Origin of the sequence: Nocardioides sp. TF02-7 (assembly GCF_022437945.1) — a bacterium.
Lineage (GTDB): Bacteria > Actinomycetota > Actinomycetes > Propionibacteriales > Nocardioidaceae > Nocardioides.
In genome coordinates this window covers 2,027,363-2,050,189 of the sequence record NZ_CP092535.1, presented here as the reverse complement: position 1 = coordinate 2,050,189, position 22,827 = coordinate 2,027,363, and the positions used below count along the sequence as shown (strand labels likewise).

General features: G+C 74.0%; 24 protein-coding genes and 7 pseudogenes. 15 read left to right on the top strand and 16 right to left on the bottom strand.

What is annotated here, in order from left to right:
- Positions 1–60 precede the first annotated feature (60 nt).
- The 5 genes and pseudogenes from MF408_RS25285 to MF408_RS10520 form a co-directional block, all read left to right on the top strand.
- On the top strand, positions 61–306 hold the full coding sequence (locus MF408_RS25285; RefSeq protein ID WP_275693401.1) for an NTP transferase domain-containing protein: 246 nt from the start codon (positions 61–63) through the stop codon (positions 304–306).
- A gap of 26 nt (positions 307–332) precedes the next feature.
- Positions 333–653, top strand: a complete 321-nt coding sequence (locus tag MF408_RS25280; RefSeq protein ID WP_275693400.1) for an NTP transferase domain-containing protein — start codon at positions 333–335, stop codon at positions 651–653.
- A gap of 53 nt (positions 654–706) precedes the next feature.
- The gene (locus MF408_RS10530; protein ID WP_240251316.1) at positions 707–964 is read left to right on the top strand and encodes a DUF6457 domain-containing protein; all 258 of its coding nucleotides are present in this window, start codon (positions 707–709) and stop codon (positions 962–964) included.
- A gap of 134 nt (positions 965–1,098) precedes the next feature.
- Positions 1,099–2,078: pseudogene (locus MF408_RS10525) on the top strand (NAD(P)H-quinone oxidoreductase).
- Positions 2,079–2,197: 119 nt separating this feature from the next.
- Positions 2,198–2,626 (top strand): annotated as a pseudogene (locus MF408_RS10520) (bacterial proteasome activator family protein); the annotation flags it as partial.
- Positions 2,627–2,758: 132 nt separating this feature from the next.
- Here MF408_RS10520 and MF408_RS10515 read toward each other — a convergent pair.
- The 4 genes and pseudogenes from MF408_RS10515 to MF408_RS10500 form a co-directional block, all read right to left on the bottom strand.
- A complete protein-coding gene (locus tag MF408_RS10515) occupies positions 2,759–3,496 on the bottom strand; it encodes a hypothetical protein (protein WP_240252227.1) in 738 nt (245 codons plus the stop codon).
- Positions 3,497–3,543: 47 nt separating this feature from the next.
- Positions 3,544–4,363 (bottom strand): annotated as a pseudogene (locus tag MF408_RS10510) (HAD family hydrolase).
- Positions 4,364–4,382: 19 nt separating this feature from the next.
- Positions 4,383–5,661, bottom strand: a pseudogene (gene serS / locus MF408_RS10505) (serine--tRNA ligase).
- Positions 5,658–6,857, bottom strand: coding sequence for an aldo/keto reductase (locus MF408_RS10500; RefSeq protein ID WP_240251835.1), 1,200 nt, complete (start codon positions 6,855–6,857; stop codon positions 5,658–5,660). Before MF408_RS10500 ends, serS begins: the two are co-directional and overlap by 4 nt.
- A 216-nt stretch (positions 6,858–7,073) precedes the next feature.
- On the opposite strand from MF408_RS10500, the gene MF408_RS10495 reads away from it, so the two are divergent.
- Positions 7,074–8,552, top strand: coding sequence for a YegS/Rv2252/BmrU family lipid kinase (locus MF408_RS10495; RefSeq protein ID WP_240251315.1), 1,479 nt, complete (start codon positions 7,074–7,076; stop codon positions 8,550–8,552).
- 8 nt (positions 8,553–8,560) lie between these two features.
- On the opposite strand, the gene MF408_RS10490 is transcribed toward MF408_RS10495, so the two are convergent.
- From MF408_RS10490 to MF408_RS10470, 5 genes are all read right to left on the bottom strand, one after another.
- A complete protein-coding gene (locus tag MF408_RS10490; protein WP_240251314.1) occupies positions 8,561–8,950 on the bottom strand; it encodes a DUF4446 family protein in 390 nt (129 codons plus the stop codon).
- A 48-nt stretch (positions 8,951–8,998) separates the two neighbouring features.
- Positions 8,999–9,841 (bottom strand): ABC transporter substrate-binding protein, encoded by an 843-nt coding sequence (locus tag MF408_RS10485; protein WP_240251313.1) that lies wholly within the window; start codon positions 9,839–9,841, stop codon positions 8,999–9,001.
- Between the two features lie 186 nt (positions 9,842–10,027).
- Positions 10,028–10,801 carry an ABC transporter ATP-binding protein gene (locus MF408_RS10480; RefSeq protein WP_240251833.1) on the bottom strand — a complete coding sequence of 258 codons (774 nt, stop codon included), beginning with the start codon at positions 10,799–10,801 and terminating at the stop codon, positions 10,028–10,030.
- Between the two features lie 101 nt (positions 10,802–10,902).
- On the bottom strand, positions 10,903–11,961 hold the full coding sequence (locus tag MF408_RS10475; RefSeq protein WP_240251312.1) for an iron chelate uptake ABC transporter family permease subunit: 1,059 nt from the start codon (positions 11,959–11,961) through the stop codon (positions 10,903–10,905).
- Positions 11,958–12,932, bottom strand: a complete 975-nt coding sequence (locus MF408_RS10470) for an iron chelate uptake ABC transporter family permease subunit (protein ID WP_240251311.1) — start codon at positions 12,930–12,932, stop codon at positions 11,958–11,960. The genes MF408_RS10475 and MF408_RS10470 overlap by 4 nt, the downstream gene beginning before the upstream one ends.
- A gap of 175 nt (positions 12,933–13,107) precedes the next feature.
- On the opposite strand from MF408_RS10470, the gene MF408_RS10465 reads away from it, so the two are divergent.
- Together MF408_RS10465 and MF408_RS10460 are read left to right on the top strand one after the other, a co-directional pair.
- Positions 13,108–14,331: an arginine deiminase gene (locus MF408_RS10465; protein WP_240251310.1), complete on the top strand. Its 1,224-nt coding sequence runs from the start codon at positions 13,108–13,110 to the stop codon at positions 14,329–14,331.
- 72 nt (positions 14,332–14,403) lie between these two features.
- The gene (locus tag MF408_RS10460; RefSeq protein ID WP_240251309.1) at positions 14,404–14,772 is read left to right on the top strand and encodes a cyclic nucleotide-binding domain-containing protein; all 369 of its coding nucleotides are present in this window, start codon (positions 14,404–14,406) and stop codon (positions 14,770–14,772) included.
- A gap of 137 nt (positions 14,773–14,909) precedes the next feature.
- On the opposite strand, the gene MF408_RS10455 is transcribed toward MF408_RS10460, so the two are convergent.
- The 3 genes and pseudogenes from MF408_RS10455 to MF408_RS10450 form a co-directional block, all read right to left on the bottom strand.
- A complete protein-coding gene (locus MF408_RS10455) occupies positions 14,910–15,578 on the bottom strand; it encodes a DUF5926 family protein (protein ID WP_275693399.1) in 669 nt (222 codons plus the stop codon).
- 70 nt (positions 15,579–15,648) lie between these two features.
- Positions 15,649–15,861: pseudogene (locus MF408_RS25275) on the bottom strand (DUF5926 family protein); the annotation flags it as partial.
- Positions 15,862–15,871: 10 nt separating this feature from the next.
- Positions 15,872–16,669, bottom strand: a complete 798-nt coding sequence (locus MF408_RS10450; protein WP_240251308.1) for a glycerophosphodiester phosphodiesterase family protein — start codon at positions 16,667–16,669, stop codon at positions 15,872–15,874.
- Positions 16,670–16,800: 131 nt separating this feature from the next.
- On the opposite strand from MF408_RS10450, the gene MF408_RS10445 reads away from it, so the two are divergent.
- Together MF408_RS10445 and MF408_RS10440 are read left to right on the top strand one after the other, a co-directional pair.
- Positions 16,801–17,052, top strand: a complete 252-nt coding sequence (locus tag MF408_RS10445) for a helix-turn-helix transcriptional regulator (RefSeq protein ID WP_345893894.1) — start codon at positions 16,801–16,803, stop codon at positions 17,050–17,052.
- A 93-nt stretch (positions 17,053–17,145) separates the two neighbouring features.
- On the top strand, positions 17,146–17,364 hold the full coding sequence (locus tag MF408_RS10440) for a PspC domain-containing protein (RefSeq protein ID WP_240251306.1): 219 nt from the start codon (positions 17,146–17,148) through the stop codon (positions 17,362–17,364).
- Here the strand turns inward: MF408_RS10440 and MF408_RS10435 are convergent.
- The 3 genes and pseudogenes from MF408_RS10435 to MF408_RS10425 form a co-directional block, all read right to left on the bottom strand.
- Positions 17,348–17,971, bottom strand: a complete 624-nt coding sequence (locus MF408_RS10435) for an ATP-dependent Clp protease proteolytic subunit (protein WP_240251831.1) — start codon at positions 17,969–17,971, stop codon at positions 17,348–17,350. The genes MF408_RS10440 and MF408_RS10435 overlap by 17 nt on opposite strands.
- Entirely contained in the window at positions 17,968–18,588 is a 621-nt protein-coding gene (locus MF408_RS10430) for an ATP-dependent Clp protease proteolytic subunit (protein ID WP_240251829.1), read from the bottom strand. The genes MF408_RS10435 and MF408_RS10430 overlap by 4 nt, the downstream gene beginning before the upstream one ends.
- 331 nt (positions 18,589–18,919) lie before the next feature.
- Positions 18,920–19,162: pseudogene (locus MF408_RS10425) on the bottom strand (MarR family transcriptional regulator); the annotation flags it as partial.
- On the opposite strand from MF408_RS10425, the gene MF408_RS10420 reads away from it, so the two are divergent.
- From MF408_RS10420 to MF408_RS10400, 5 genes and pseudogenes are all read left to right on the top strand, one after another.
- Positions 19,161–20,231 carry an EamA family transporter gene (locus MF408_RS10420; protein WP_240251305.1) on the top strand — a complete coding sequence of 357 codons (1,071 nt, stop codon included), beginning with the start codon at positions 19,161–19,163 and terminating at the stop codon, positions 20,229–20,231. The pseudogene MF408_RS10425 and the gene MF408_RS10420 overlap by 2 nt on opposite strands.
- Before the next feature lie 101 nt (positions 20,232–20,332).
- Positions 20,333–20,611: pseudogene (locus tag MF408_RS10415) on the top strand (methyltransferase); the annotation flags it as partial.
- A 58-nt stretch (positions 20,612–20,669) separates the two neighbouring features.
- A complete protein-coding gene (locus tag MF408_RS10410) occupies positions 20,670–20,921 on the top strand; it encodes a hypothetical protein (RefSeq protein WP_240252226.1) in 252 nt (83 codons plus the stop codon).
- 53 nt (positions 20,922–20,974) lie between these two features.
- On the top strand, positions 20,975–21,454 hold the full coding sequence (locus MF408_RS10405) for an Rrf2 family transcriptional regulator (protein ID WP_240251827.1): 480 nt from the start codon (positions 20,975–20,977) through the stop codon (positions 21,452–21,454).
- A gap of 82 nt (positions 21,455–21,536) precedes the next feature.
- The gene (locus MF408_RS10400) at positions 21,537–21,968 is read left to right on the top strand and encodes a carboxymuconolactone decarboxylase family protein (RefSeq protein ID WP_275693398.1); all 432 of its coding nucleotides are present in this window, start codon (positions 21,537–21,539) and stop codon (positions 21,966–21,968) included.
- Positions 21,969–22,363: 395 nt separating this feature from the next.
- Here the strand turns inward: MF408_RS10400 and MF408_RS10395 are convergent, their stop codons facing one another.
- Positions 22,364–22,585 (bottom strand): hypothetical protein, encoded by a 222-nt coding sequence (locus MF408_RS10395; protein ID WP_240251304.1) that lies wholly within the window; start codon positions 22,583–22,585, stop codon positions 22,364–22,366.
- Between the last annotated feature and the right edge of the window lie 242 nt (positions 22,586–22,827).

Genomic DNA, 22,827 nt, shown 5'->3' with positions numbered 1-22,827 from the left:
CCAGCGTGCCAGCCCGGCCGGTGCCGGCGGGAGCCGCCGGGCCCTGCGGAGACTCGCGACGTGATCGAGCCCGGCCTCACCCCCTTCGCCGCCGTCGTGCTGGCCGGCGGCCGGGGCTCCCGGCTCGGCGGCTTCGACAAGGCAGGCATCGAGGTCCGCGGCCGCACCCTCCTCGAGCACGCGCTCGACGCCGTGGTCGACGCCGCCGAGGTCGTCGTCGTCGGCCCCGCAGGTGCCGACCGACCGCCCGGTGACGTTCGTCGTCGAGGACCCCCCGGTTCGGCGGGCCGGTCGCCGGCCTGCTGACCGGGCGCGCGGCGCTGCTGCGGTCGGTGCCCTGGCTCGCGGTGGTCGCCGTCGACATGCCGAACCTCTCGGCGGGCACGATCCGCAGGCTCAAGGACGCCGGCACCGGCCACGACGGCGCCGTGCTGGTCGATGACGACGGCCGGAGGCAGCTGGCGTTCGTCGTCGACACCGGTCGTCTCGACGCGGTGGCCCCGGGGCTCGAGGAGCGGCACGGCGCCTCCCTGCGCTCCCTCCTCGAACGGCTCGACCTCGTCGACGTCGCCGCCGTCGGCGGGGAGCACCGCGACGTCGACTCGTGGGCCGACCTGCGCGAGCTGGCAGAGGAATCGCCCGACGACGGGTGACCGGGAGGATCTGGGTCTTGTCAGAGAGGCCGGTGCGTGGTCACTCTGGGACGGTGAACCTCCACGACTGGATCGACGAGCTGTGCGACCTCCTCGACGTCGACTCCGAGGCCGACGAGGGCCTGCTGGGGGACCTCGCGCAGGTGGCGCACGACAACGTGCACCCGGTGGCCGGACCGGTCACCACGTTCCTGCTGGGGGTGGCCGCCGGGGCCCGCGACGCGGGACCCGACACCATCGAGCGGCTCGCCGCCCAGGTGCAGGAGGCTCGCGGAGGCCTGGGACCGCCCGCCCGGCGCCACGGCCGATGACGACGACGACCTCGAGATCGAGGAGATCGACGAGCTCGACCTCAGCGAGGAGGAAGAGGAGGACGCGGTCGTCTGAGACCCGTCCGCCGGTAGCCCCGGCACACCCCGACGACCGGCACCGGCACACTGGGCCCATGCGTGCCGTCACCGTCAGCGGTCCTGGTGGGCCCGAGGTCCTGTCCATCGCCGAGCTGCCCGACCCCGAGCCGGGTCCGGGCGAGGTCCTGGTCGACGTGGCGGCGACCGCCGTCAACCGGGCCGACCTGCTCCAGCGGCAGGGGTTCTACCCGCCGCCCCCGGGTGCCTCCGACGTCCTCGGGCTCGAGTGCAGCGGCACGGTGGCCGCGGTCGGCGAGGGCGTCACCACCTGGGAGGTCGGTACGCCGGTCTGCGCGCTGCTCGCGGGCGGCGGCTACGCCACCCGGGTCGTCGTACCGGAGGGCCAGCTGATGCCGCTGCCGGACGGCGTCGACCTGGTGACCGCGGCCGCGCTCCCCCGAGGTGGCCTGCACCGTGTGGTCCAACGTCTTCATGGTCGCCGGGCTGCGCCCGGGCGACGTGTTCCTCGTGCACGGCGGCGCCGGCGGGATCGGCACGATGGCCATCCAGCTGGCCGCCGCGACCGGCGCCCGGGTGTTCACGACCGCCGGCACCGCCGAGAAGCGGCAGCTCTGCGTCGACCTGGGGGCGGAGGTGGCGATCGACTACCGCGAGGACGACTTCGTCGAGGTCGTCCGCTCGCGCACCGACGGCCACGGCGCCGACGTGGTGCTCGACAACATGGGCGCGAAGTACCTCGCCCGCAACGTGGCCGCGCTGGCGGACGAGGGGCCGGCTGGTGATCATCGGCATGCAGGGCGGCGTGAAGGCCGAGCTCGACATCAGCAAGCTGCTGGCCAAGCGCGGCGCCGTCATCGCGACCGCGCTGCGCTCCCGCCCCGTGGACGGCAAGGCCGCGATCTGCCGCTCGGTCGTCGAGCACGTCTGGCCGCTCGTCGCCGAGGGCCGGGTGCGGCCGGTCGTGCACGAGCGGCTGCCCCTTGAGCGGGTCGCCGACGCCCACCGGCTGGTCGAGGAGAGCGGCCACACCGGGAAGGTGCTGCTCACCACCTGAGCGCGGCTGCGGCCCCCTGACTAGAGTCGGAACCATGACCCAGCCTCCCGAGCAGTCCGGCCCCCGAGGGCGAGCAGCGCATCATCGTCATCGGCCCCGACGGCCAGCCGGTCGCCGCGGTGCCGTCCCAGGTCGCGGCCGCGGGCGCGGCCGGCCAGGAGGGCGACGGCGACGAGGAGAGCGAGCGCGCGCTCACCGACCTGGTCGAGCAGCCCGCCAAGGTGATGCGGATCGGCAGCATGATCCGCCAGCTCCTCGAGGAGGTGAAGTCCGCGCCGCTCGACGAGGCGAGCCGTCAGCGGCTGCGCGAGATCCACCAGTCCTCGATCAAGGAGCTCGAGGCCGGCCTCGCACCCGAGCTGGTCGAGGAGCTCGAGCGGCTGTCGCTGCCGTTCGAGGAGAGCGCGCCGTCCGAGGCCGAGCTGCGGATCGCGCAGGCCCAGCTGGTGGGTTGGCTCGAGGGCCTGTTCCACGGCATCCAGACCGCGATCTACGCCCAGCAGATGGCGGCCCGTGCCCAGTTCGAGCAGATCCGGCGGGCGCTGCCGCAGGGGATGCAGCCCGGCGTACCCGGTCAGCAGCCGCCCCAGCAGCAGCCGGGGCAGGGCGAGGAAGGCCCGTCGAGCACCGGGGGGCATGTACCTCTGAGCACCCGCCCCCCGCCGGGCCGGCGGGACCGGCTAGACGCCCCGGCGTCCGACCCGGGCGAGCAGCGCCAGGCCGAGCACGCCGACGATCACCGCGGCGAGACCGGGCGCGGCGAGCCGGGTCAACGACGGCGCCTCATCCGCGCCCTCCGGCTCGCTCAGCTCCACGTCGGGTGCCGCGTCCGACGCCGGCTGCTCCCGCAGCGCCTCGGCGAGGACGTTGCGCAACCGCGACGTGAGACCGCCGCCGAGGCGGGTGGCGCCGCCGCAGGCGCCCACGGTCACCGGCCCGGTGGCCGGGTCGCCCTCGGCGAAGAAGAGGTACGTCGCGCCGCGGCGCAGCCGCCCCACCGCGTCCTGGCCGGCGTCGGTGGTGACCACCTCGACCGGGCGGCGCCGGTCGACGTCGCCGCGGAAGACGACGCCCACCCGCACGGAGTGGCGCCAGGTGGTGTCGCCGGCCCGGTCGTCACCCGGCGCGGACGAACCCGGTGCGTCCGGGGACGCACCCGGGGTGTCGCGGTCGCGGGACGTGACGGCCGCGACCTCGCCCGCGAACACGACGGTCGCCGCCTCGGCCCGGGCCCGGACCTCCTCGACGTCGACGGTGCGCGGGTCGTCGAGGTCGAGCGGTCGGCAGCTGTCGGCCGCCGCGACCGACGACCCGACCTCGGTCGCCGTGGCGCCCGGTGTCGACGTCACGCCGATCGTGGCCGTCGCGGCGAGCAGCAGCAGCGGCAGGAGGCCGAGCGGCCGGGACATCGAGGACATCGGGGACATCTCAACAGATCGCCCGGCCCGCTGCCAGCGGCCGCGGGTCACGCGACCGCCTCCGGGGCGGGGAACCACCGCGACAGCTCCACCGCGGCGCCGTCCTCGTCGACCGTGCCGGCGACGTCGTCGGCGGCGTCGATGACCTCCTGCACCGCCTGGCCCATCGCCACCCCGCGGCCGGCCCAGGCGAGCATCTCGACGTCGTTGCGGCCGTCGCCGATCGCGAGCACGTCGTCGGCGGTGAGCCCGAGCCGCTCGACGACGTACTGGAGGCCCGACGCCTTCGACACGCCCTTGGCCGCCAGGTCGAGCCAGGCGGTCCAGCCGACGACGTAGTCGGTGCCGTGGAGGCCGAGCTCCTCGGCCATCTGCACGAAGTCCTCCGCCGTCGCCTGCGGGTCGCGGATGATCACCCGGCTGACCGGCGCCGAGACCAGGTCCTCGAGCTCGGTGACGATCAGCTCGCCGCCCAGCTCACCCTCGGGGAACGGAGCCGAGACCCGGTAGCCGATCCCGCGCTCCTCGATCGCCACCAGGGCATCGGGGGTGCCGCTGCAGGACGGCGTGCACGGCGGGGGCCGCGTCGAATGTCTCCTCGTGCACGATCTCCAGCGGCGGGTAGCGCACCAGCACCGAGCCGTTGGAGGCGACGATCCACAGCCGGTCGCCGTGGCCGTGGAGGTCGAGCAGGTCGGCGATCGGGGTCATGCTGTGCGGCGCGCGGCCCGAGGCGAGGACCACGTGGGCGCCGGCGTCGAGGACCCGCTGGACGGCGTCGTAGACCGCCGGCGGCACCTCCTCGTGGGTGGCGCCGGCGCCGTCGACCCACTTGAGGAGGGTGCCGTCGATGTCGAGCGCGACCACCTGCGGCCGCCAGTCGGCGTCAGGCATCGACCGGCTTGATGAGGTCGAGGCCGCCGAGGTAGGGGCGCAGCGCCTCCGGCACGCGCACCGACCCGTCGGCCTGCTGGTGGGTCTCGAGGATCGCGACGATCGCCCGAGGCACCGCCGTCAGGGTGCCGTTGAGCGTGGCGATCGGCTTCGTCTGCCCGTCCTCGCGGACCCGGATGTCGAGGCGGCGGGACTGGAAGTCGGTGCAGTTGGACGTCGACGTCAGCTCGCGGTAGCGGCCCTGGGTCGGGATCCACGCCTCGCAGTCGAACTTCCGGATCGCCGACAGGCCGAGGTCGCCCGCTGCGGTGTCGATCACCCGGTAGGCCAGCTCGAGCTTGTCGAGGAACTCCCGCTCCCACGCCAGCAACCGCTGGTGCTCGGCGTACGACTCCTCGATCGTCGTGTAGACGAACATCTCGACCTTGTCGAACCAGTGCACCCGGATGATGCCGCGGGTGTCCTTGCCGTGGGAGCCCGCCTCCCTTGCGGAAGCACGGGCTGAAGGCGGCGTAGCGGCGCGGCAGCGTGGCGGCGTCGAGGATCTCGTCGGAGTGGTACGCCGCCATCGCGACCTCCGACGTGCCGACGAGGTAGAGGTCGTCGCCCTCGATCCGGTAGACGTCGTCGGCGGCCTGGCCGAGGAACCCGGTGCCGTCCATCGCCCGCGGCCGCACCAGCGACGGGGCGACGACCTGGGTGAAGCCGGCCGCCCGGGCCTGGTCGAACGCCATGTTGACCAGCGCGAACTCGAGCTGGGCGCCGATGCCGGTGAGGTAGTAGAAGCGGCTGCCGCTGACCTTCGCGCCCCGCTCGATGTCGATCGCCCCGAGCATCTGGCCCAGCTCGACGTGGTCGCGCGGCTCGAACCCCTCGGCGGCGAAGTCGCGGGGGGTGCCGACGTGCTCGAGCACGACGTAGTCGTCCTCGCCGCCGGCGGGTGCCTCGTCGGCCGCGAGGTTGGGGATCGCCTTGAGGATGTCGGTCCACTCCTCCTCGGCCGCCGCCCGCGCGGCCTCGGCCTCCTTCACCTCGGCCGCGAGGGCCTTGGTCCGTGCGAGCAGCTCCTGCTTCTCCTCGCCCTGCGCCTTCGGGATCTTCGCCCCGAGCGCCTTCTGCTCCGCGCGCCTGGCCTCGAACGTGCTGATCGCGGACCTTCGCGCCGCGTCCGCCGCCAGCGCCCGGTCGACCACGTCACCGGACAGCCCACGCTTGGCCTGCGCGGCGCGCACGCGGTCGGGCTCGTCACGGATGATGCGCGGGTCGATCATGCGTCCGAGGCTATCCGGATCGTCGAATCGTGCCTCGTGGCGGGTTGAATCGGGTGTCGTGGTGTGTTGAATCCGGGGTTGTGGTGTGTTGATTCCGGGGTCGTGGAGGGTCGAGTCGGGTGTGGTGGTGACAGGCGCGCGCCACGGGGCCCGATTCGAGACACCAGGGGGCCGACTCGACACACCACGAGGCCCGATTCAACACACCACGAGGCCCGATTCGACGTCAGAACAGGGGCGATGGGCTCGGGCGGGGGGAAGAGGGCGTCGAGCTCGGCGAGGTCGTCGGGGGTGGGGACCCAGGAGCCGGAGCGGGCGTTGGCGGTGACCTGCTCGGGGCTGGTGGCGCCGGCGATCACGCTGGCGACGGGTTCCTGCGCGAGCAGCCAGCCGATGGCGACGGTCACCTCGGAGACGCCGCGGTCGGCGGCGAAGGCGGAGTAGCGGCCGAGCTCGGGGGAGGTGGCCACGTCGAGCAGGTGCTGCCGGCTGCGGGAGAGGCGACTGCCGGGAGGCGCAGTGCCGTCGGCGTACTTGCCGGTGAGCAGGCCGTTGGCGAGCGGGAAGTACGGCAGCACGCCGAGGCCGAACTGCCGGCAGGCAGGCAGCACCTCGAGCTCGGCCCGCCGGTCGACGAGGTTGTAGTGGTTCTGGCTCGACACGAACCGCTCGACACCGAGCTCGCGGGCGACCAGCTCGGCCTCGGCGATCTGCCAGCCCGCCCGGTTGGAGTGGCCTACGTAGCGCACCTTGCCCGCGCGCACCAGGTCGTCGAGCGCCCGCAGCGTCTCCTCGATCGGCGTCAGCGGGTCGGGGGTGTGGAACTGGTAGAGGTCGATCCGGTCGGTGCCGAGCCGGCGCAGCGACGCCTCGACCGCGGCGACGACGTACCTCCGGCCGCCCCGGGCCCCGAAGTCCGGCCCGTTGACGCCCTTCATGTCCATGCCGAACTTGGTCGCGACCACGACCTCGTCGCGCCGGCGCCCGAGCGCCGCACCGAGCCGCTCCTCGGCGAGGCCCGGCCGGCCGCCGTAGGTGTCGGCGACGTCGAAGAACGTGATGCCCGCGTCGAGCGCCGCACCGACGACGCGGTCGGCGCCGTCCTGCGACTCCGTCGTCGTGTCCGGCCGGCCGAGGTTGTTGCACCCGAGGCCGACGGCGGAGACGACGAGTCCGGAGCGGCCGAGGCGGCGCAGGGGCGGAGGGCCGTCGGGGGGCGGTGGACGCGGTCACGGGTACGACGTTAGCGGGCCTTCGGGATAGCCTCCGGACGACCGTTCCCGTCCACCCACCGAGACCCCCGAGGAGCCTGCCGGTGCTCGACAGCCCCCGTCGCACCCTGCTGCTCTGGTCGGCGCTCTGCCTCGGCGTGTTCGCCCCTCGTCGGCGTCGGCGTCGGGCTCGAGTGGGGCGTGCTCGGCGACGTCGACGACAGCGGGCGCGACCTGCGCGGCTGGGCCGCCGACGAGGGCTGGCTCCGCCGGCCGCTGCGCTGGGTCGAGCTGCTCTTCGGGACCGTCGGCATCGCCGTCATGACCGGGCTGCTCGCAGGCGGGATGCTCACCCGCGGCCACCGCCGGGCCGCCGTCCTCATCGTCGCGGTGACCCTCGCCACCTGGGGCGCCACGCAGGGCGCGAAGCTCCTCGTCGACCGCGACCGGCCCGAGTGGGAGTACGAGGAGTTCCTCCACGGCACCGCGGCCTATCCCTCCGGCCACGCCTCCCAGGTGACGGCGCTGGCCGGGCTCTGCCTCGTGCTCGTCGTGATGCTCGTACGACGCGGCACCATCCGGCGCCTCGTCGGCACCGGCCTCGGGCTGGTCGTCGTGCTCGTGTGCCTCGACCGGCTGCTGCTCGGGCGGCACTTCTGGACCGACGTCACCGGCGGCGCGGCCCTCGGCGCCGGGCTGCTGCTGCTCGGTGTCGCGCTCTACAGCCCGCTGCCCCGCAGCGTCGCCCTCAAGGCGGCGCCGCTCCCGCAGGCGCTGCCGTCGAAGAACGACCTCGCAGTGGTGCTCAACCCGAGCAAGGTCGAGGACGTCTCCCAGTTCCAGGCGATCGTGACCCAGCTCGCCGAGGAGTCGGGCTGGAAGGCGCCACGGTGGCACTTCACCACCCGCGAGGACTCGGGCACCGGCCAGGCCGAGCAGGCGGCGGTCGAGGGCGCCGACCTGGTGATCGTCTGCGGCGGCGACGGCACCGTGCGCGAGGTGTGCGCCGAGCTCGCCGGCACCGGCATCCCGGTCGGCATCATCCCCGCCGGCACCGGCAACCTGCTCGCCCGCAACCTCGACATCCCGCTCTTCATCCGCGCCGCCATCGACATCGCGCTCAACGGCCAGGACCGGGCGATCGACATGGTCAAGGTCGCGGGCGACGGCATCGACGACACCCACTTCATGGTCATGGCCGGCATGGGCTTCGACGCGGCGATCATGGAGGGCGTCAACGAGGACATCAAGAAGCGGGTCGGCTGGCTGGCCTACGTCTGGTCGGCCCTGAAGTCGCTGATGTTCCCGCCCGCGCGGGTCGAGGTCTCCGTCGACGGCGGCGAGTGGACCAAGCACCGGGCGCGCACGGTGGTCGTCGGCAACGTCGGCTACCTCCAGGCCGGCATGCCGCTGCTCCCGGACGCCACCATCGACGACGGCCGGCTCGACGTCGTCCTGCTCTACCCGCGCCGGTTCCTCTCGTGGCTGCCGCTGGCGTTCCGGGTGCTGACGAAGCAGCCGCGCACCGACGAGACGATCACCCGGATGACCGGCCGCACCGTCTCGATCCGCGCGGCCGCGGCGACGCCGCGCCAGCTCGACGGCGACACGATCGGCCCCGGTCACGAGCTGCACATGGAGTGCATCCACGGCCGGCTGCTGGTGCGGGTGCCCCGCTAGGAGCCCCGTCAGCGTGCGGCGCGGGCGTGCTCGACCGCCTCGGTCTCCTCGGGCGACAGCTCCTGGTCGCTGCTCCAGCCGGTGACGCTCTTGGCGTAGGTGCGGGCCTCGCTGCGGCCGCGGATCGAGGTCAGCACCACCCCGTCGCCGCTGTCGTCGAGCAGCGCGAGCGACCACGACAGCCGGCCGCCCATCTCGTCGAACGCGTCGTAGCGGACCACGGCGAGGTGCCGCAGCGCCCCGGTGGCCTCCGCCCGCAGCGCGGCGACCTCGCGCCGCAGCCCGGGCAGGTCGGCCGGTATGTCGTCACCGACGCGCCGCGCCCGGCGGCCGCCGAGCGACACCGCCAGGGCAGCGGCCGCCAGCACCACGGCCACGCCGGCCAGCACGATCGCCATGGGCGCATGCTAGGCGGCGCGGGCCGTGGGCCGGCGCAGCCGCGCGGGCTACTCGACCGGCTCGGAGCCGGCGAGCGCGTCGGCCATCTCCTGGAAGACCTCGCCGTAGGCCCGGTAGGAGTAGGGCGCCGCGGCGTACCACGGGAAGACCTGCCCCGCCTCGACCGCGGGGTGGCTGGTCCAGGTGTCGATCGAGTCGAGCTTGTCGCGGACCAGGTCGTAGACCCGGGCGTCGAAGAACAGCACGTCGGCCTCGGAGTAGTCGGCGACCTGCTCCCAGCTGTAGGCGTGGAAGTGGATCGGGTCGCCGCTCTTGGGCTCGACGATGTCGAGGCCGGTCTCGCCGAGGGTGCCGAGCTCGGGGAAGAAGCCGGGGTTGGCGACGTAGAACGTGCCGGCGTCGACGTCGGCGCTCACGAAGGCGACCTGCAGCCCCGACTCCTCGGCGGTGGCGCCGAGCTGCTCGAGCGCGCTGCGGTAGGCCTCCTCGTCGGCGACGAGGTCGTCGCTGCCGGTGTCGGCACCGAGCTCGCCGGCGAGGTCGAGGAACGTCTGGATCGCCTCGTCGGTGGTGGTGTACTGGCCGCCGATGCCGAGGGTCTGGGTGAGGTTCTCGACCTGCTTCGCCGAGCGGGACGGCACGTACCACAGCGTCTCGTCGTCGAAGGTGTAGTCGACCAGCAGCTCGGGGGCGAGGACGCCGAGCTGCTGCACGTCGAGCTCGCCGTAGGTCCGTCCGACGACCTCGACCTGGGAGAGGTCGATGTCGCCGGCCTGGTAGTCGAGCTCGCCGTCGGTCTCGGTCAGCTCGCCGTAGACGACGTCGACCTGGTAGCCGTTGTCCCACAGCGCCGCAGCGATGCTGCTCTGCGCGGCCACCGTCGCGGGCACCTCGTCGAGCCGGACGGTTCCGCCGCGCTGGTCGGGGGAACTCGAACGGCCCGGCCGGGGCGCTCGCGCCCGTCGACGCCGGGTCGTCGGCCTCGGTGACCGGGTCGGTGTCGCCGCTGCACGCGGCCAGCGCGAGCGTCGCGGCGAGGGTGCCGGCGGCGAGCTGCGCCCGGCGGGTCCTGCGGGTCATCGGTTCTCCTTCTGGTGGTGGTGCCGCGGGATGACCAGCGGCGTGTGGGACTCGGGATCGGTGATCACCCGGCACGGCAGGCCGAACACCTCGGCGACGAGGTCGGCGGTCACGACGTCGGTGGGGTCGCCCTCGGCGACGACCGCGCCGTCCTTCATCGCGACCAGGTGGGTGGCGTAGCGGCAGGCGAGGTTGAGGTCGTGGAGCACCGCGACCAGCGTGTAGCCGCGCTCGGTGCGCAGCCCGGCGCACAGGTCGAGCACCTCGACCTGGTGGGCGATGTCGAGGTACGTCGTCGGCTCGTCGAGCAGCAGGATCTCGGTGCGCTGGGCGAGCGCCATCGCCAGCCACACCCGCTGCCGCTGACCCCCGGACAGCTCGTCGACCAGCCGGTCGGAGAGGCCCAGGGTGTCGGTGGCGACCATCGCCTCACGCACCGCCTCCTCGTCCTCGGCCGACCACTGGCGCAGCAGCCGCTGGTGGGGGTACCTGCCGCGCGAGACCAGGTCGGCCACCGTGATCCCGTCGGGCGCGACCTGGGCCTGCGGCAGCAGGCCGAGGCGCCGGGCCACCTCCTTGGACGGGTAGCGGTGGATGTCCTTGCCGTCGAGGTGCACCGTGCCGCCGCTGGGGGCGAGCAGCCGGGCCAGGCCCCGCAGCAGCGTGGACTTGCCGCAGCCGTTGGCGCCGACGACCACGGTGAACGAGCCCGCCGGAACCGCGAGGTCGAGGTCGGTGGTGATCTGCCGGGCGCCGTAGCCGAGGGTCACCCGGTCGGCGACGAGCGGGCTGCCGGACGGCGGGACCTCCGGCCCGGCCGGTTCGTCGGCACCGACGCCCGGCGCCCGGGTCGGGATGGTGCGAGGGATGGTCACAGGCGCCCCTTCCGCCATTCGAGGGTGAGCAGCCACGCCAGGTAGAGGCCGCCGACCAGCCCGGTCATCACGCCGACGGCGACCAAGCGGGGCTGGAACAGCTCGCGGGCGGCGTGGTCGGCGAGCACGAGGAGCAGGGCGCCGGTCAGCGCCGACGCGACCAGGTTGGGTCCGCCGGCGCGGGTGAGCCGGCGCGCCACCTGCGGGGCCGACAGCGCGATGAAGGCGACCGGCCCCGCGGCCGCGACGGCCACCGCCGAGAGCAGTACGCCGACCGCCACGGCGAGGAACCGGACCCGGCCGGTCGCGAGCCCGAGCCCCGCGGCGGAGTCGTCGGTGAGCTCGGCCATCCGCAGCGGCCGCGACAGCAGCAGCGCTGCCGCACCGCCCGCGACCACGGCCACGGCCAGCAGCCGCACGGCCGACCAGTCGGAGCCCTCGAGGCTGCCGACCAGCCACACCGAGGCCGCCTGGGCGTCGTAGACCGTCGAGCTGGTGATCATCAGCGCGTTGAGCGACAGCAGCATCGCCCCGACCCCGATGCCGACGAGCACCAGCCGCAACGGGTCGACCCCGCCCCGCATCGCCAGCAGGTAGACCAGCCCGGCCGTCAGCGCACCGGCCACGACGGCGCCGACGGCGGCGCCGCGCAGCCCGGTGTCGAGCGCCAGCAGGGCCACCAGCCCACCGCTGGCGGCGCCGGCCTCGAAGCCGATCACGTCGGGACTGCCGAGCGGGTTGCGGGTGATCGTCTGGAACAGCGCACCCGACATGGCGAGCGCGGCGCCGACCAGCACGCCGAGGAACACCCGCGGCAGCCGGTAGTCCTGGACGATCAGCTCCTCGATCGGCAGCCCTTCGCCGGTGAGCGTGAGCCACACCCGCGGCAGGCCGACCTGGACCTCGCCCAGCACCAACGACGCGGTGCCGGCGCCCACGACCGCCACCACGAGCCCGAGGCACACGACCAGCGGGCGCAGCGGCACGGCGACGGAGAGCCGGCCGACCCGCAGCACGCCGACGGGGTAGCGAGGAGTGGACAGCAGCGTGGTCACAGGTGCACCAGCCGTCGACGTCGGACGAGCGCGATGAACACGGGGGCACCGATGAACGCCGTCATCACGCCGGCCTCGATCTCGCGGTGGCCGGTCACCACCCGGCCGACGGTGTCGGCGGCCACCAGCAGGGTCGCCGCGAGGCCCATCGAGAGCGGGACCACCCACCGCTGGTCCGGCCCGGCGAGGAACCGCGCGACGTGCGGGACGGTGAGGCCGAGGAAGCCGATCGGGCCGGCGACGGCGGTCGCGGCGCCGCAGAGCAGGGTGATCGCGACCGCGGTGAGCACCCGGGTGCGCCCGAGCCGGGCGCCGAGCGCCCTTCCGGTGTCCTCGCCGAGGGCGATCGCGTTGAGGCTCGGGGCCACGCACAGGGCGAGGACGGCTCCGGCCACCAGGAACGGGAGCACGTCGACGAGCACCGAGATCTCCCGGCTCACCACCGAGCCGACGACCCAGAACCGCATGGTGTCGAAGCTGCGCTGGTCGCTCAGCGCGACGCCGTTGACGTACGCCGTCAGCACCGCGGTCAGCGCCGCGCCCGCGAGCGCCAGCCGCATCGGCGTGGCGGCGGCACGGCCGCCCGAGCCGAGGACGTAGACCACGACCGACGCCAGCGCCGCACCCACCAGGGCGAACCCGATCTGCGCCCGCGGCTCGGTGACGTCGAGGAACGCGATGCCGGTGACCACGGCGGCCGCCGCACCGGCGTTGACACCGAGCAGGCCGGGGTCGGCGAGCGGGTTGCGGGTCAGCGCCTGCATCAGGGCGCCAGCGGCACCCAGGGCCAGGCCCACCGTCAGCGCGACCAGCGTCCGGTCGAGACGCAGGCCGCGCACGATGTCGCGGGCGGCGTGGTCGTCGCCGGCCAGCCCCGCGAGGACCCGGCCGACCGACAGCGGCTCGCGGCCGACCATCAGGCTCACCAGCACCGCGACCAGCAGCACGCCGAGCACCACGAGCGCCGCCACCACTCGCGTCGAGCGCGCGCGCCGTGGCACGCGTCCGCGGCCGGGCGCCGTACGGACCTCGGCGGACGCTCCGACGTCGCTCGTCGTCGCGGTCACAAGGGAAGGCTAGCCTAACTTCGCCTCGCCGTCGCTGCCGGACCGTCGCCGCCGCCGTGGGCCCGATTACAGTGCCCGCATGGTGGCGAACCCTCCGTCCCCCGGCGCCGACAGCGAGGTCGGGCAGCTGCGCACCGTCGTGCTGCACCGCCCCGGCGACGAGCTGCGCCGGCTGACCCCGCGCAACAACGACCGGCTGCTCTTCGACGGCATCCCGTGGGTCTCCCGGGCCCAGGAGGAGCACGACGCGTTCGCGCAGGCGCTGCGCGACCGTGACGTCGAGGTGCTCTACCTGACCGAGCTGCTCGCCGAGACGCTCGGCGACGTCGAGGCGCGGCAGGTTGCCGTCGACACGACCCTCGCCAACCTCGACCTCGGCGACACGATGCGCCGCTACCTGCAGGGGTTCCTCGACGACGCCACTCCCGAGGAGCTGACCGGCCACCTCACCGCCGGCATCCGCAACGACGAGGTGCGCGGCGGGTTCGGGCTGGTGACCAAGCTGCTCGCGTTCGACGCGTTCCTCGTCGACCCGCTGCCCAACCTGCTCTTCACCCGCGACTCCTCGGTGTGGGTGCGCGACCGGGTCGCGATCACCTCCCTCGCCATGCCGGCCCGCAAGCGCGAGACGCAGCTCACCGAGCTGATCTACCGCCACCACCCGCGGTTCTCCGCGACCGAGCGGATCCTCGGCCACCACTTCGAGCACGTCGAGGGCGGCGACGTGCTGCTCCTCGCCCCCGGCGTGATCGCGGTCGGCGTCGGCGAGCGCACCACCCCCGCGGGCGCCGAGCGGTTCGCCCGGCAGGTCTTCGACACCGGCCTCGCCGAGACCGTGCTGGTCGTGCCGATCGCCCAGGAGCGGGCGACCATGCACCTCGACACGGTCTGCACGATGGTCGACGTCGACAAGGTCGTGATGTACCCCAACATCGCGCACACCCTGACGGCGTACGCCGTCACGCCGCAGCCCGGCAGCGACCCGGCGGCCCCTGACCTCGCCGTCGCGGAGCCCGAGCCGTTCCTCGTTGCGGCCGCGAAGGCGATGCAGCTCGACACGCTGCACCAGATCGACACCGGCCTCGACCCGGTCACCGCCGAGCGGGAGCAGTGGGACGACGGCAACAACACGCTCGCCCTCGCACCACGGCTGGCCGTGGCCTACGAGCGCAACGACGGCACCAACAGCCGGCTCGAGGACGCCGGCATCGAGGTGATCAGGATCGCCGGCTCCGAGCTGGGCTCCGGGCGCGGCGGCCCGCGGTGCATGAGCTGCCCCGTCGCCCGTGACCCTCTGGGCTGAACGGAGTTGTCGATAGGGGTCGCGGCAGCGCGCGGCCGCGCTCATGGGGGAGACCGGCGAAAAGGGTCAGGCATGGCAACGTTCTTCGAGCACTTCACCCCGCAGGAGGTGGCGCGGATCAGCGGCGCCGGCCGCCGCGTGAAGCTCCCGGAGGGCTGGTCCCCGATCTGGGAGGACACCCCCGCCGACAAGGCCTACATCATCCTCGACGGCACCGTCTCCGTCCGGCGCGACGGCGCCGAGGTCGCGCAGCTCGGCCCCGGCGACATCGTCGGCGAGGCCGCGATCGTCGGCCACAAGCTGCGCAACGCGACCGTGGTCGCGCTCACGCCCCTCGACACGATCCACCTGACCGACGCCACCGTGCGCCAGCTCGACGCCGAGATGCCCAGCTTCCACCAGGCGCTCGTCGAGGTCGCGCAGGCCCGGATGGGCGGCTGACCGGCGCTCAGGAACTCCAGCAGCCGCGGACGTCATACGTCCCGAGGGCGATCGCCCTCCGTCCGTATGACGTCCCCGCGCGGCCCGACGTAGAGCGCACCGGCAGAAGCGACCGGGGCGTCCGACCTCAGCCGACGTCAGCGGATGGTGACCTGCCGGTTGGCGAGGCCGGCGCGGGCCGAGCGCTCCTCGGTGGTGAGGTCGGCGTCGGCGGCGAGGGCCCGGTCGAGGCGACTGCGGATCTCGGCGGCGCCGTCCTCGACGCCCTCGACGCCGGTGCCGTCGGGGAGCTCCCAGACGGGGGCGAGCAGGCCGTGGGCGCGGAACATGCCGATCAGGCGGGCTCCCTCGACGACCCGGTCGTCACCGGCGACGTGCAGGCGGGCGAAGGCGTCGAGTAGGTCGTCCTCCGGCTCGGGCATCACCCAGCGGAGGAACTCCTTCTCGCCCATCCGGGTCCAGTACGCCGACGGCACCGAGGCGAGCTTGGCGGTCGGCGAGGCCGCTCCCTGCGCCTGCTCCAGCGCGGCGGCGACCTCGCCCGACTCGTCGTCGTCGACGTCGGAGACCCAGAAGTCGAAGCCCTCGTGGACGGTGACGTCGAGCGGCTCGTCGACGAGGAGGTCCTGCAGACGGGGGCCCGCGGCGGGAGGCTCGGTCAGGCCGACCATCGGCGTGCCCGGCTCGGCGTCGAGCGCGGCGAGCAGCACGGCGGCGAGGTCGCGGGACGGGTCGCCGAAGTTGTGCTGCACCTGCAGGCCCAGCCAGACCTCGCCGCTGTCGCGCACCATCGCGGGTGCGGCCATCGGGAGCAGGGGTGCAGAGCCGCACCTCGCGGTCCGCGTGCTCGCCCTGCAGCCGCAGCGGCGCGGTGGCGGCGGGCACCAGCTCGCGCAGCGCGACCAGGTCGCACTCGGCGGCGAGGCCGTCGAACGGGCGCTTGACGAACACCGTGCCGCCGCCCGGCGCCCCGTGGCAGGCCTTGTAGCGCTTGCCCGACCCGCACGGGCAGGGCTGCCGCGGCCCGACCTCCCCGGGGGTCGTCTCGTCACCGGCGGCCCGGGTCCTGGTGCGGTTCTTCTTGCCCATGGGGCCGAACCTATCCGGCCGGGCGCTCGCGTCGCTCGAGCAGGTCGAGGATGTGCGACGGGCGGTCGGTGATCACCGCGCGGACGCCGAGCCGGAGGCACAGCTCGAGGTCCGACTCGTGGTTGACCACCCACACGTGCAGCTGCCGGTCGCGGCGGGCCATGCTCTCCACGACCCGGTGGTGGTCGCGCAGCAGCGAGATCCCGGGTCCTAGCACCCAGTCGCGGCCGACGACCCGGCGCAGCATCGGCCAGTACGACGGCTTGTCGACGAGCTGCACCAGCTGCACCTCCGGCGCCAGCCGCTCCACCCGCTGCAGCGCGGTGAACGAGAAGCTCATCACCCGCACCGGCGCGCCGGCGTGGTGCCAGCCGAAGTCGCGGAGCATCTCCACCAACCGCTTCTCGACGAGGCCGCCGTACCGCGTCGGGTGCTTGGTCTCGATCGCCACCTCGATCCGGCGGCCGTAGTCGGCCACCGTCTCGAGCAGCTTGCGGAGCGTCAGCACGCCGTCGAGCGACTCGTCGCGGTCGGGCGCCTCGTCGTCGAGGTCGGCCCACGGGTTCTTCCAGGTGGCGAAGTCGAGCTCGTTGAGCTCGGCCAGGTCCATGGTCGACACCAGGCCCCTGCTCGCGGCCGTACGCCGCAGCGTGCGGTCGTGCACGCACACCAGGTGCCCGTCGGCGGTGAGCCGGATGTCGCACTCGAGCGCGTCGGCGCCGTTGTCGAGAGCGGCGACGTACGCCGCCAGGGTGTGCTCGGCGATCTCGTGACTGGCGCCGCGGTGGGCGACGACCTGCGGCCGCATGTGCCCCAGTCTGGCCCAGCGGCCGTTCCGCCGGGAGCGAACACGCTGTTGCGCAGGTCACCCCTGGTCCTAGGTTCGGTCCATGGGCGAGGTGATCAGGTTTCCCGAGAAGGCACGGCCCGCTCCCCGAGGTGGAGCCGTTGTGGCGTGAGGCCGCCGGCGAGACGTTGCGCGAGGAGCGGCACGCTCGCGGCCGGACGCTGTCCGACGTGGCCGAGCGGGCCGGCATCTCCGTCCAGTACCTCTCCGAGGTGGAGCGGGGCCGCAAGGAGCCCAGCTCGGAGGTGCTCTCGGCGGTCGCCGGGGCGCTCGGGCTACGGCTGGCCGAGCTGACCCTGCGGGTGTCGCGCCGCCTCGACGGTCCGGTCTGCCTCGCCGCCTGACCGCGCAGGCCCGCCCCGGGTCGGGGCACGGTCAGGGGGCGGCCAGGGTCGTTCCCGATGTCCCGGCGCGCCGCGGCGACGCACGATGGAGCCATGAGCAGCTACGAGCCCTACCACCCGTCCAGCGCCCCTCGGCGCCTCGTCCGTACCCGCGCCGACAAGATGGTCGGCGGTGTCTGCGGCGGCTTCGCCGCCTACCTCGGCATCGACTCCAACCTGTTGCGCATCCTCCTCGTCGCCGCCGTGGTCCTCGGCTTCGGCACCCCTGCGATCGCCTACCTCGTCGCGTGGGCGCTCATGCCCCAGGCGTGAGTCCGGCGCCGACCACAGCCTTGCGCGACAGGAGCACCTCGTCGGCGAGCCCGTAGGCCACTGCCGCGTCGGCGTCGAGGATCAGGTCGCGGTCGGTGTCGGCGCGCAACCGGTCGACCGACTGGCCGGTGTGCCGGGCGAGGACCTGCTCCATCTGGCTGCGCAGCCGGACGATCTCCTTCGCCTGCACGGCCAGGTCCGGCAGCGTCCCCTGCCCGCCGCCCGACGGCTGGTGCAGGATCACGCGCGACCGCGGCAGCACCGACCTCCGGCCCGGCTCGCCCGCGGCCAGCAGCACGGCGGCCGACGACGCGGCCTGGCCGATGCAGGTGGTCGCGATCGGCGAGCGCACGAACTGCATCGTGTCGTAGATGCCGAGCATCGCGGTGACCGAGCCGCCCGGTGAGTTCAGGTAGAGGTTGATCGGGCTGTCCGGCTGCTCCGCCTCCAGGAAGAGCAGCTGCGCGATCACCACGTTGGCGACGCCGTCGTCGATCTCGGTGCCGATGTAGACGATCCGGTCGCTCAGCAGCCGGGAGTAGATGTCGACCGCCCGCTCGCCGTGCAGGGTCTTCTCCACGACGCTGGGGATCGTGTACTGGCTCATGACGGCCGCCCGAACGCCACGGTGGGCCGGGTCGGCCCGACCGCACGCACCTCGGTCACGATCTCGTCGACGAAGCCGTAGTCCTTCGCCTCCTGGGCGGTGAACCAGCGGTCGCGGCGGGCGTCGCGCTCGATCTTGTCCACCGGCTGGCCGGTGTGCTCGGCGATCAGCCCGAGCACGACGTTCTTGGTGTGCTCGAGGTTCTCGGCCTGGATCTCGATGTCGATGGCGGTGCCGCCGATCCCCGCCGACCCCTGGTGCATCAGCACCCGGGCGTGCGGGAGCGCGTACCGCTTGCCGGGCGTGCCGGCCGAGAGCAGGAACTGCCCCATGCTGAGGGCGTTGCCCATCGCGAGGGTGCTGACGTCGTTGGGGATCATCCGCATCGTGTCGTAGATCGCCAGCCCCGCGGACACCGAGCCGCCGGGGCTGTTGATGTAGAGGCTGATGTCGCGGTGGGGGTCCTCGGCCGACAGGAGCAGCAGGGCGGCGCAGATCCGGTTGGCGATCGGGTCGTCGACCTCCTGGCCGAGCACGATGATGCGTTGCTGCAGGAGGCGCGACGTGAGCTGGTCGTCGATGGGTCCGAGCGGTCGCTCGGGTGCGTTGCTGGTCATGCCCTCCACGGTCGTCGGCGGTCGGGGCCGAGCCAAGCGGTTCTGCCGTGGGCGGATCAGCCTGCGGCGGATCAGTCGACCGGAGGCTCAGGGCGCCGGCTGCCCGTCGTACCGGTCGAGCGCCTCGCCCCAGCGCCGCAGGGCGTCGGCGAGCAACCGGCGGTCGGTGGCCGACAGCAGGCCGACCAGGCGGTGCTCGTTGGCGAGGTGGGCGGTGAAGGCGTCGTCGATGAGCCGGCGGCCGGCGGGGGGTCAGGGCGACGAGCCGGCCGCGGCCGTCGTGGGCGTCGGCCTCGCGCACCACCCAGCCCTGCCGCTCGCAGCGGTCGACCCGCTTCGAGACGGCCCCGGAGGTCACCATCGTCGAGGCGGCCAGCTCGGTGGGGCTCAACGCGTACGGCGACCCGCTCCGGCGCAGCGTCGCCAGGACGTCGAACTCGCCCTCGCCCAGCCCGAACTCGGCGTAGACCGCCACCAGCTCCTCGGTGAGCCGCGCCGCCAGCCGGTGCAGTCGGCCGATCACGCCCTGCGGGCTCGGGTCGAGGTCGGGTCGCTCCCGCTCCCACTGCTCCATGATCCGGCCGACGTGGTCCATGGACTGGAATATATCTGACGCGGAAGCTATTTTATCTTCCATGGAAGACAAGTTGGCCGGACGGACGTCGGTGCTCGCCGCGGCCGCCATCGCGCCGGTGGCCTGGGGCTCGACCTACTACGTGACCGCCACCTACCTGCCCGAGGACCGGCCGCTGTTCTCGGCGGCGGTCCGCGCGCTGCCGTTCGGGCTGCTCCTCCTGGCCTTCCGGCCCCGGCTGCCGCGAGGCAGCTGGTGGTGGCGCTCCCTCCTGCTCGGAACCATCAACATCGCCGCGTTCTTCCCGCTGATCTTCCTCGCGGCCTACCGCCTCCCCGGCGGCCTGGCCGCGACCCTCACCGCGACCTCGCCGGTCGTGGTCGCGTTCGTCGCGTGGGCGCTCGTCGCCGAGCGGCCGCGCGCCAACGCCCTCGTCGGTGCGGCGCTCGGCGCGGCCGGCGTGGCGCTGCTCGTGCTCCGGGCCGGCTTCGCGGTCGACGCGCTCGGCGTCGCCGCGTCGCTCAGCGCGGTCACCCTGTTCTCGGTCGGGAGCGTGCTGGTCAAGCGGTGGCAGCCGCCGGTCGACCTCGTCACGTTCACCGCCTGGCAGCTGGTGGCAGGCGGCCTGGTGCTCGCGCCGGTGGCGTTGCTCGTCGAGGGCGGGCCGCCCGAGATCGACGCCCCCGCCGTCGGCGGCTACCTGTTCATCGGGCTGGTCGGCACCGCGCTCGCCTACGCCGTCTGGTTCCGCGGCATGCGCCGCCTGCCCGCGGCGGCGGTCAGCCTGGTCGGGCTCCTCAACCCGGTCGCGGGCACGGTCGTGGGCGTGGTGCTCGCCGGCGAGGCTTTCGGCGCGGTGCAGGTGGCGGGCACGGCCCTCGTGCTCGGTGGGATCGTGATCGGCCAGCCGGCCGTAGGCTCCCGGCTGTGGCCGACCCGACGACCGACGCCCGCGACGAGCCCGACCGGCTCGTCGCCCGGCTCGTCGATCAGCTCGTCGATCAGCTCGTCGAACGGCTCCGCGGAGCCGGTTGCGTCTTCGCCGAGGACGAAGCCCGTCTCCTGCTGAGCGCGGCGAGCGGCGCCGAGCTCGCAGCGCTCGTCGACCGCCGGGTCGCGGGCGAGCCGCTGGAGCACCTCCTCGGCTGGGCCGAGCTGTGCGGCGTCCGGGTGGCGGTCGACCCCGGCGTGTTCGTGCCGCGGCAGCGGACGGCGTACCTCCTCGACCTGGCGACCGAGCGCCTGCGCCCCGGCGGCGTCGTCGTCGACCTGTGCTGCGGGTCGGGCGCGCTCGGGCTGGTGCTCGCGCGGCGGCGCCCCGGCACCGAGCTGCACGCGGCCGACGTGGACCCGGCGGCGGTCGCCTGCGCGCGCCGCAACCTCGCGCCGGTCGGCGGCCGCGTGCACCTCGGCGACCTCGACGCGCCGCTCCCCCGCCGGCTGCGCGGGCGGGTCGACGTCCTGGTCGCCAACGTGCCCCTACGTCCCGACCGACGCGGTCGCGCTGATGCCGCCGGAGTCGCGCGAGCACGAGCCGCGCGCCACGGTCGACGGCGGCGCCGACGGGCTCGACGTCGTACGCCGGCTCGCGGCCGCCGCTCCCGGCTGGCTGGCACCCGGCGGCGAGGTGCTCGTCGAGACGGGGACCGACCAGGCCTCCGCGGCGGTCGCGGCGTTCGAGGCCGCCGGCCTGGCCGGCGAGGCGCACCGCCGCGAGGAGGTCGGCGCGACGGTGGTGTCCGCGCGCCGGCCGGGCTGACCTTGCGGACCCGCCTTATCCGGATATACGTTGTCCGGGTTAGGAGGTGGAGCATGCGGATGAGCGAGGGCGTCGAGTGGGCGGCCCACGTCGTGCTGCTGCTCCACTGGCTGCAGGAGGACGACCCGGCGCCGGTCTCCGTCGCACGGCTGGCGGAGAGCTATGACCTGCCGGCGCCCTACCTCGGCAAGCAGGTCCAGGCGCTCTCCCGCGCCGGCATCACCGAGTCGGTGGCGGGCAAGCACGGCGGCATCCGGCTCGCCCGACCGGCCGACCAGATCACGCTGATGGACCTGGTGGCCGCGATCGAGGGGACCACCGAGGCGTTCGTCTGCACCGAGATCCGGCAGCAGGGCATGAACGCCGACCGGCCCGCTCGCGACTTCCGCAGGCCCTGCTCCATCGCGCACGCGATGCGGCAGGCCGAGCTCGCGTGGCGCCGCGAGCTGGCGGCGACCACCGTGGCCGACCTCTCCGCCGACGTCGCGCACTCGATCCGCCAGGACGCCCGGCGCCACTTCCAGCGGGCCTGACCCGTTCGCGGCACCCGCCGAGGACGGCTCTGCGCACCACCAAATCCGGACATTGAACATCCAGTTAACGAAGGGACCGCCCATGCACCGCACCCCCGTCCGCCAGGCCTCCCCGGAGTCCTACCGGCACCTCGTCGCGCTCGACCGCCGGCTGAGGGACTCCCTCGGCCCGGTGCTCCACGACCTCGTCAACCTGCGCGCCTCGCAGCTCAACGGCTGCGCCTACTGCGTCGACCTGCACTCCGCCCACCTCGAGCAGCAGGGACTCCCGGCCCGCACCGTCCACGGCGTCGCCGCATGGCAGGAGAGTCCGCTCTTCGACGAGGAGCAGCGCGTGGCGCTGGCGTTCACCGAGATCCTCACGGGCGGTGTCGGTGCCGTCCCCGACGATCTCTGGGAGACGGCCGGGCGACTGCTCGGCGACGAACGCCGCGCCGACCTGCTGCTGGCCGTCGGCACGATCAACACCTGGAACATCGCCGGCATCACGACCCAGCTCCGGCCGACCGCCTGAGCCCCGGGAGGAGACCCATGAACGACCTCGACCAGCTCCGCGCCGCCACCACCGCCCCGGTGCTCACCGCGGACGACGCCGACTTCCCGGTCCGCAGCCGGGCGTGGAACCTGGCTGTCCGCCAGTCACCGCTCGCCGTCGTGGAGCCCACCGGGCCCGACGACGTCGTCGCCCTCGTCCGGGCGGCACGCGACGCCGGCCTGACCCTCGCGCCGCAGGCCAGCGGTCACGGCGCCTCCGGCAACACCGCCGACACCGTGCTCGTGCGCACCCACCGGATGCGGAGCCTCGAGGTCGACCCGGGACGCCGGCGTGCCCGGGTGGGCGCCGGCGTGGCCTGGGGCGAGCTGCAGGCCGCGGTGGCGCCGTACGGCCTGACCGGGCTGGCGGGCAGCTCACCGGTCGTCACCGTCACCGGCTACACGCTCGGGGGCGGCCTGAGCTGGTTCGGCCGCAGGCACGGCTGGGCCGCCGACGCGGTGGTCGCCCTCGACGTCGTCGACGCCGAGGGCGTCGCCCGCCGGGTCACGCGCGACGACGACCCCGACCTGTACTGGGCGTTGCGGGGAGGTGGCGGCGACTTCGCGTTCGTGACCGGCCTCGAGCTGGAGCTGCACCCGGCGCCCGCACTCTACGGCGGCCGGATGACCTGGCCGGCGGCCGCTGCCGCCGACCTGCTCGGCACGTTCCGCGAGGTCGTCGCGACCGCGCCCGACGAGCTGACGCTGTGGTGGGAGCTGCTGCACTTCCCCGGCGCCGAGCCGATGGTCGCCGTCGACGCGACGTACCTCGGCGACAAGGCGGGAGGCGAGGCGCTGCTGGCACCGTTCGACCGGGTGGCCGGGCGGCTCGGCGACGG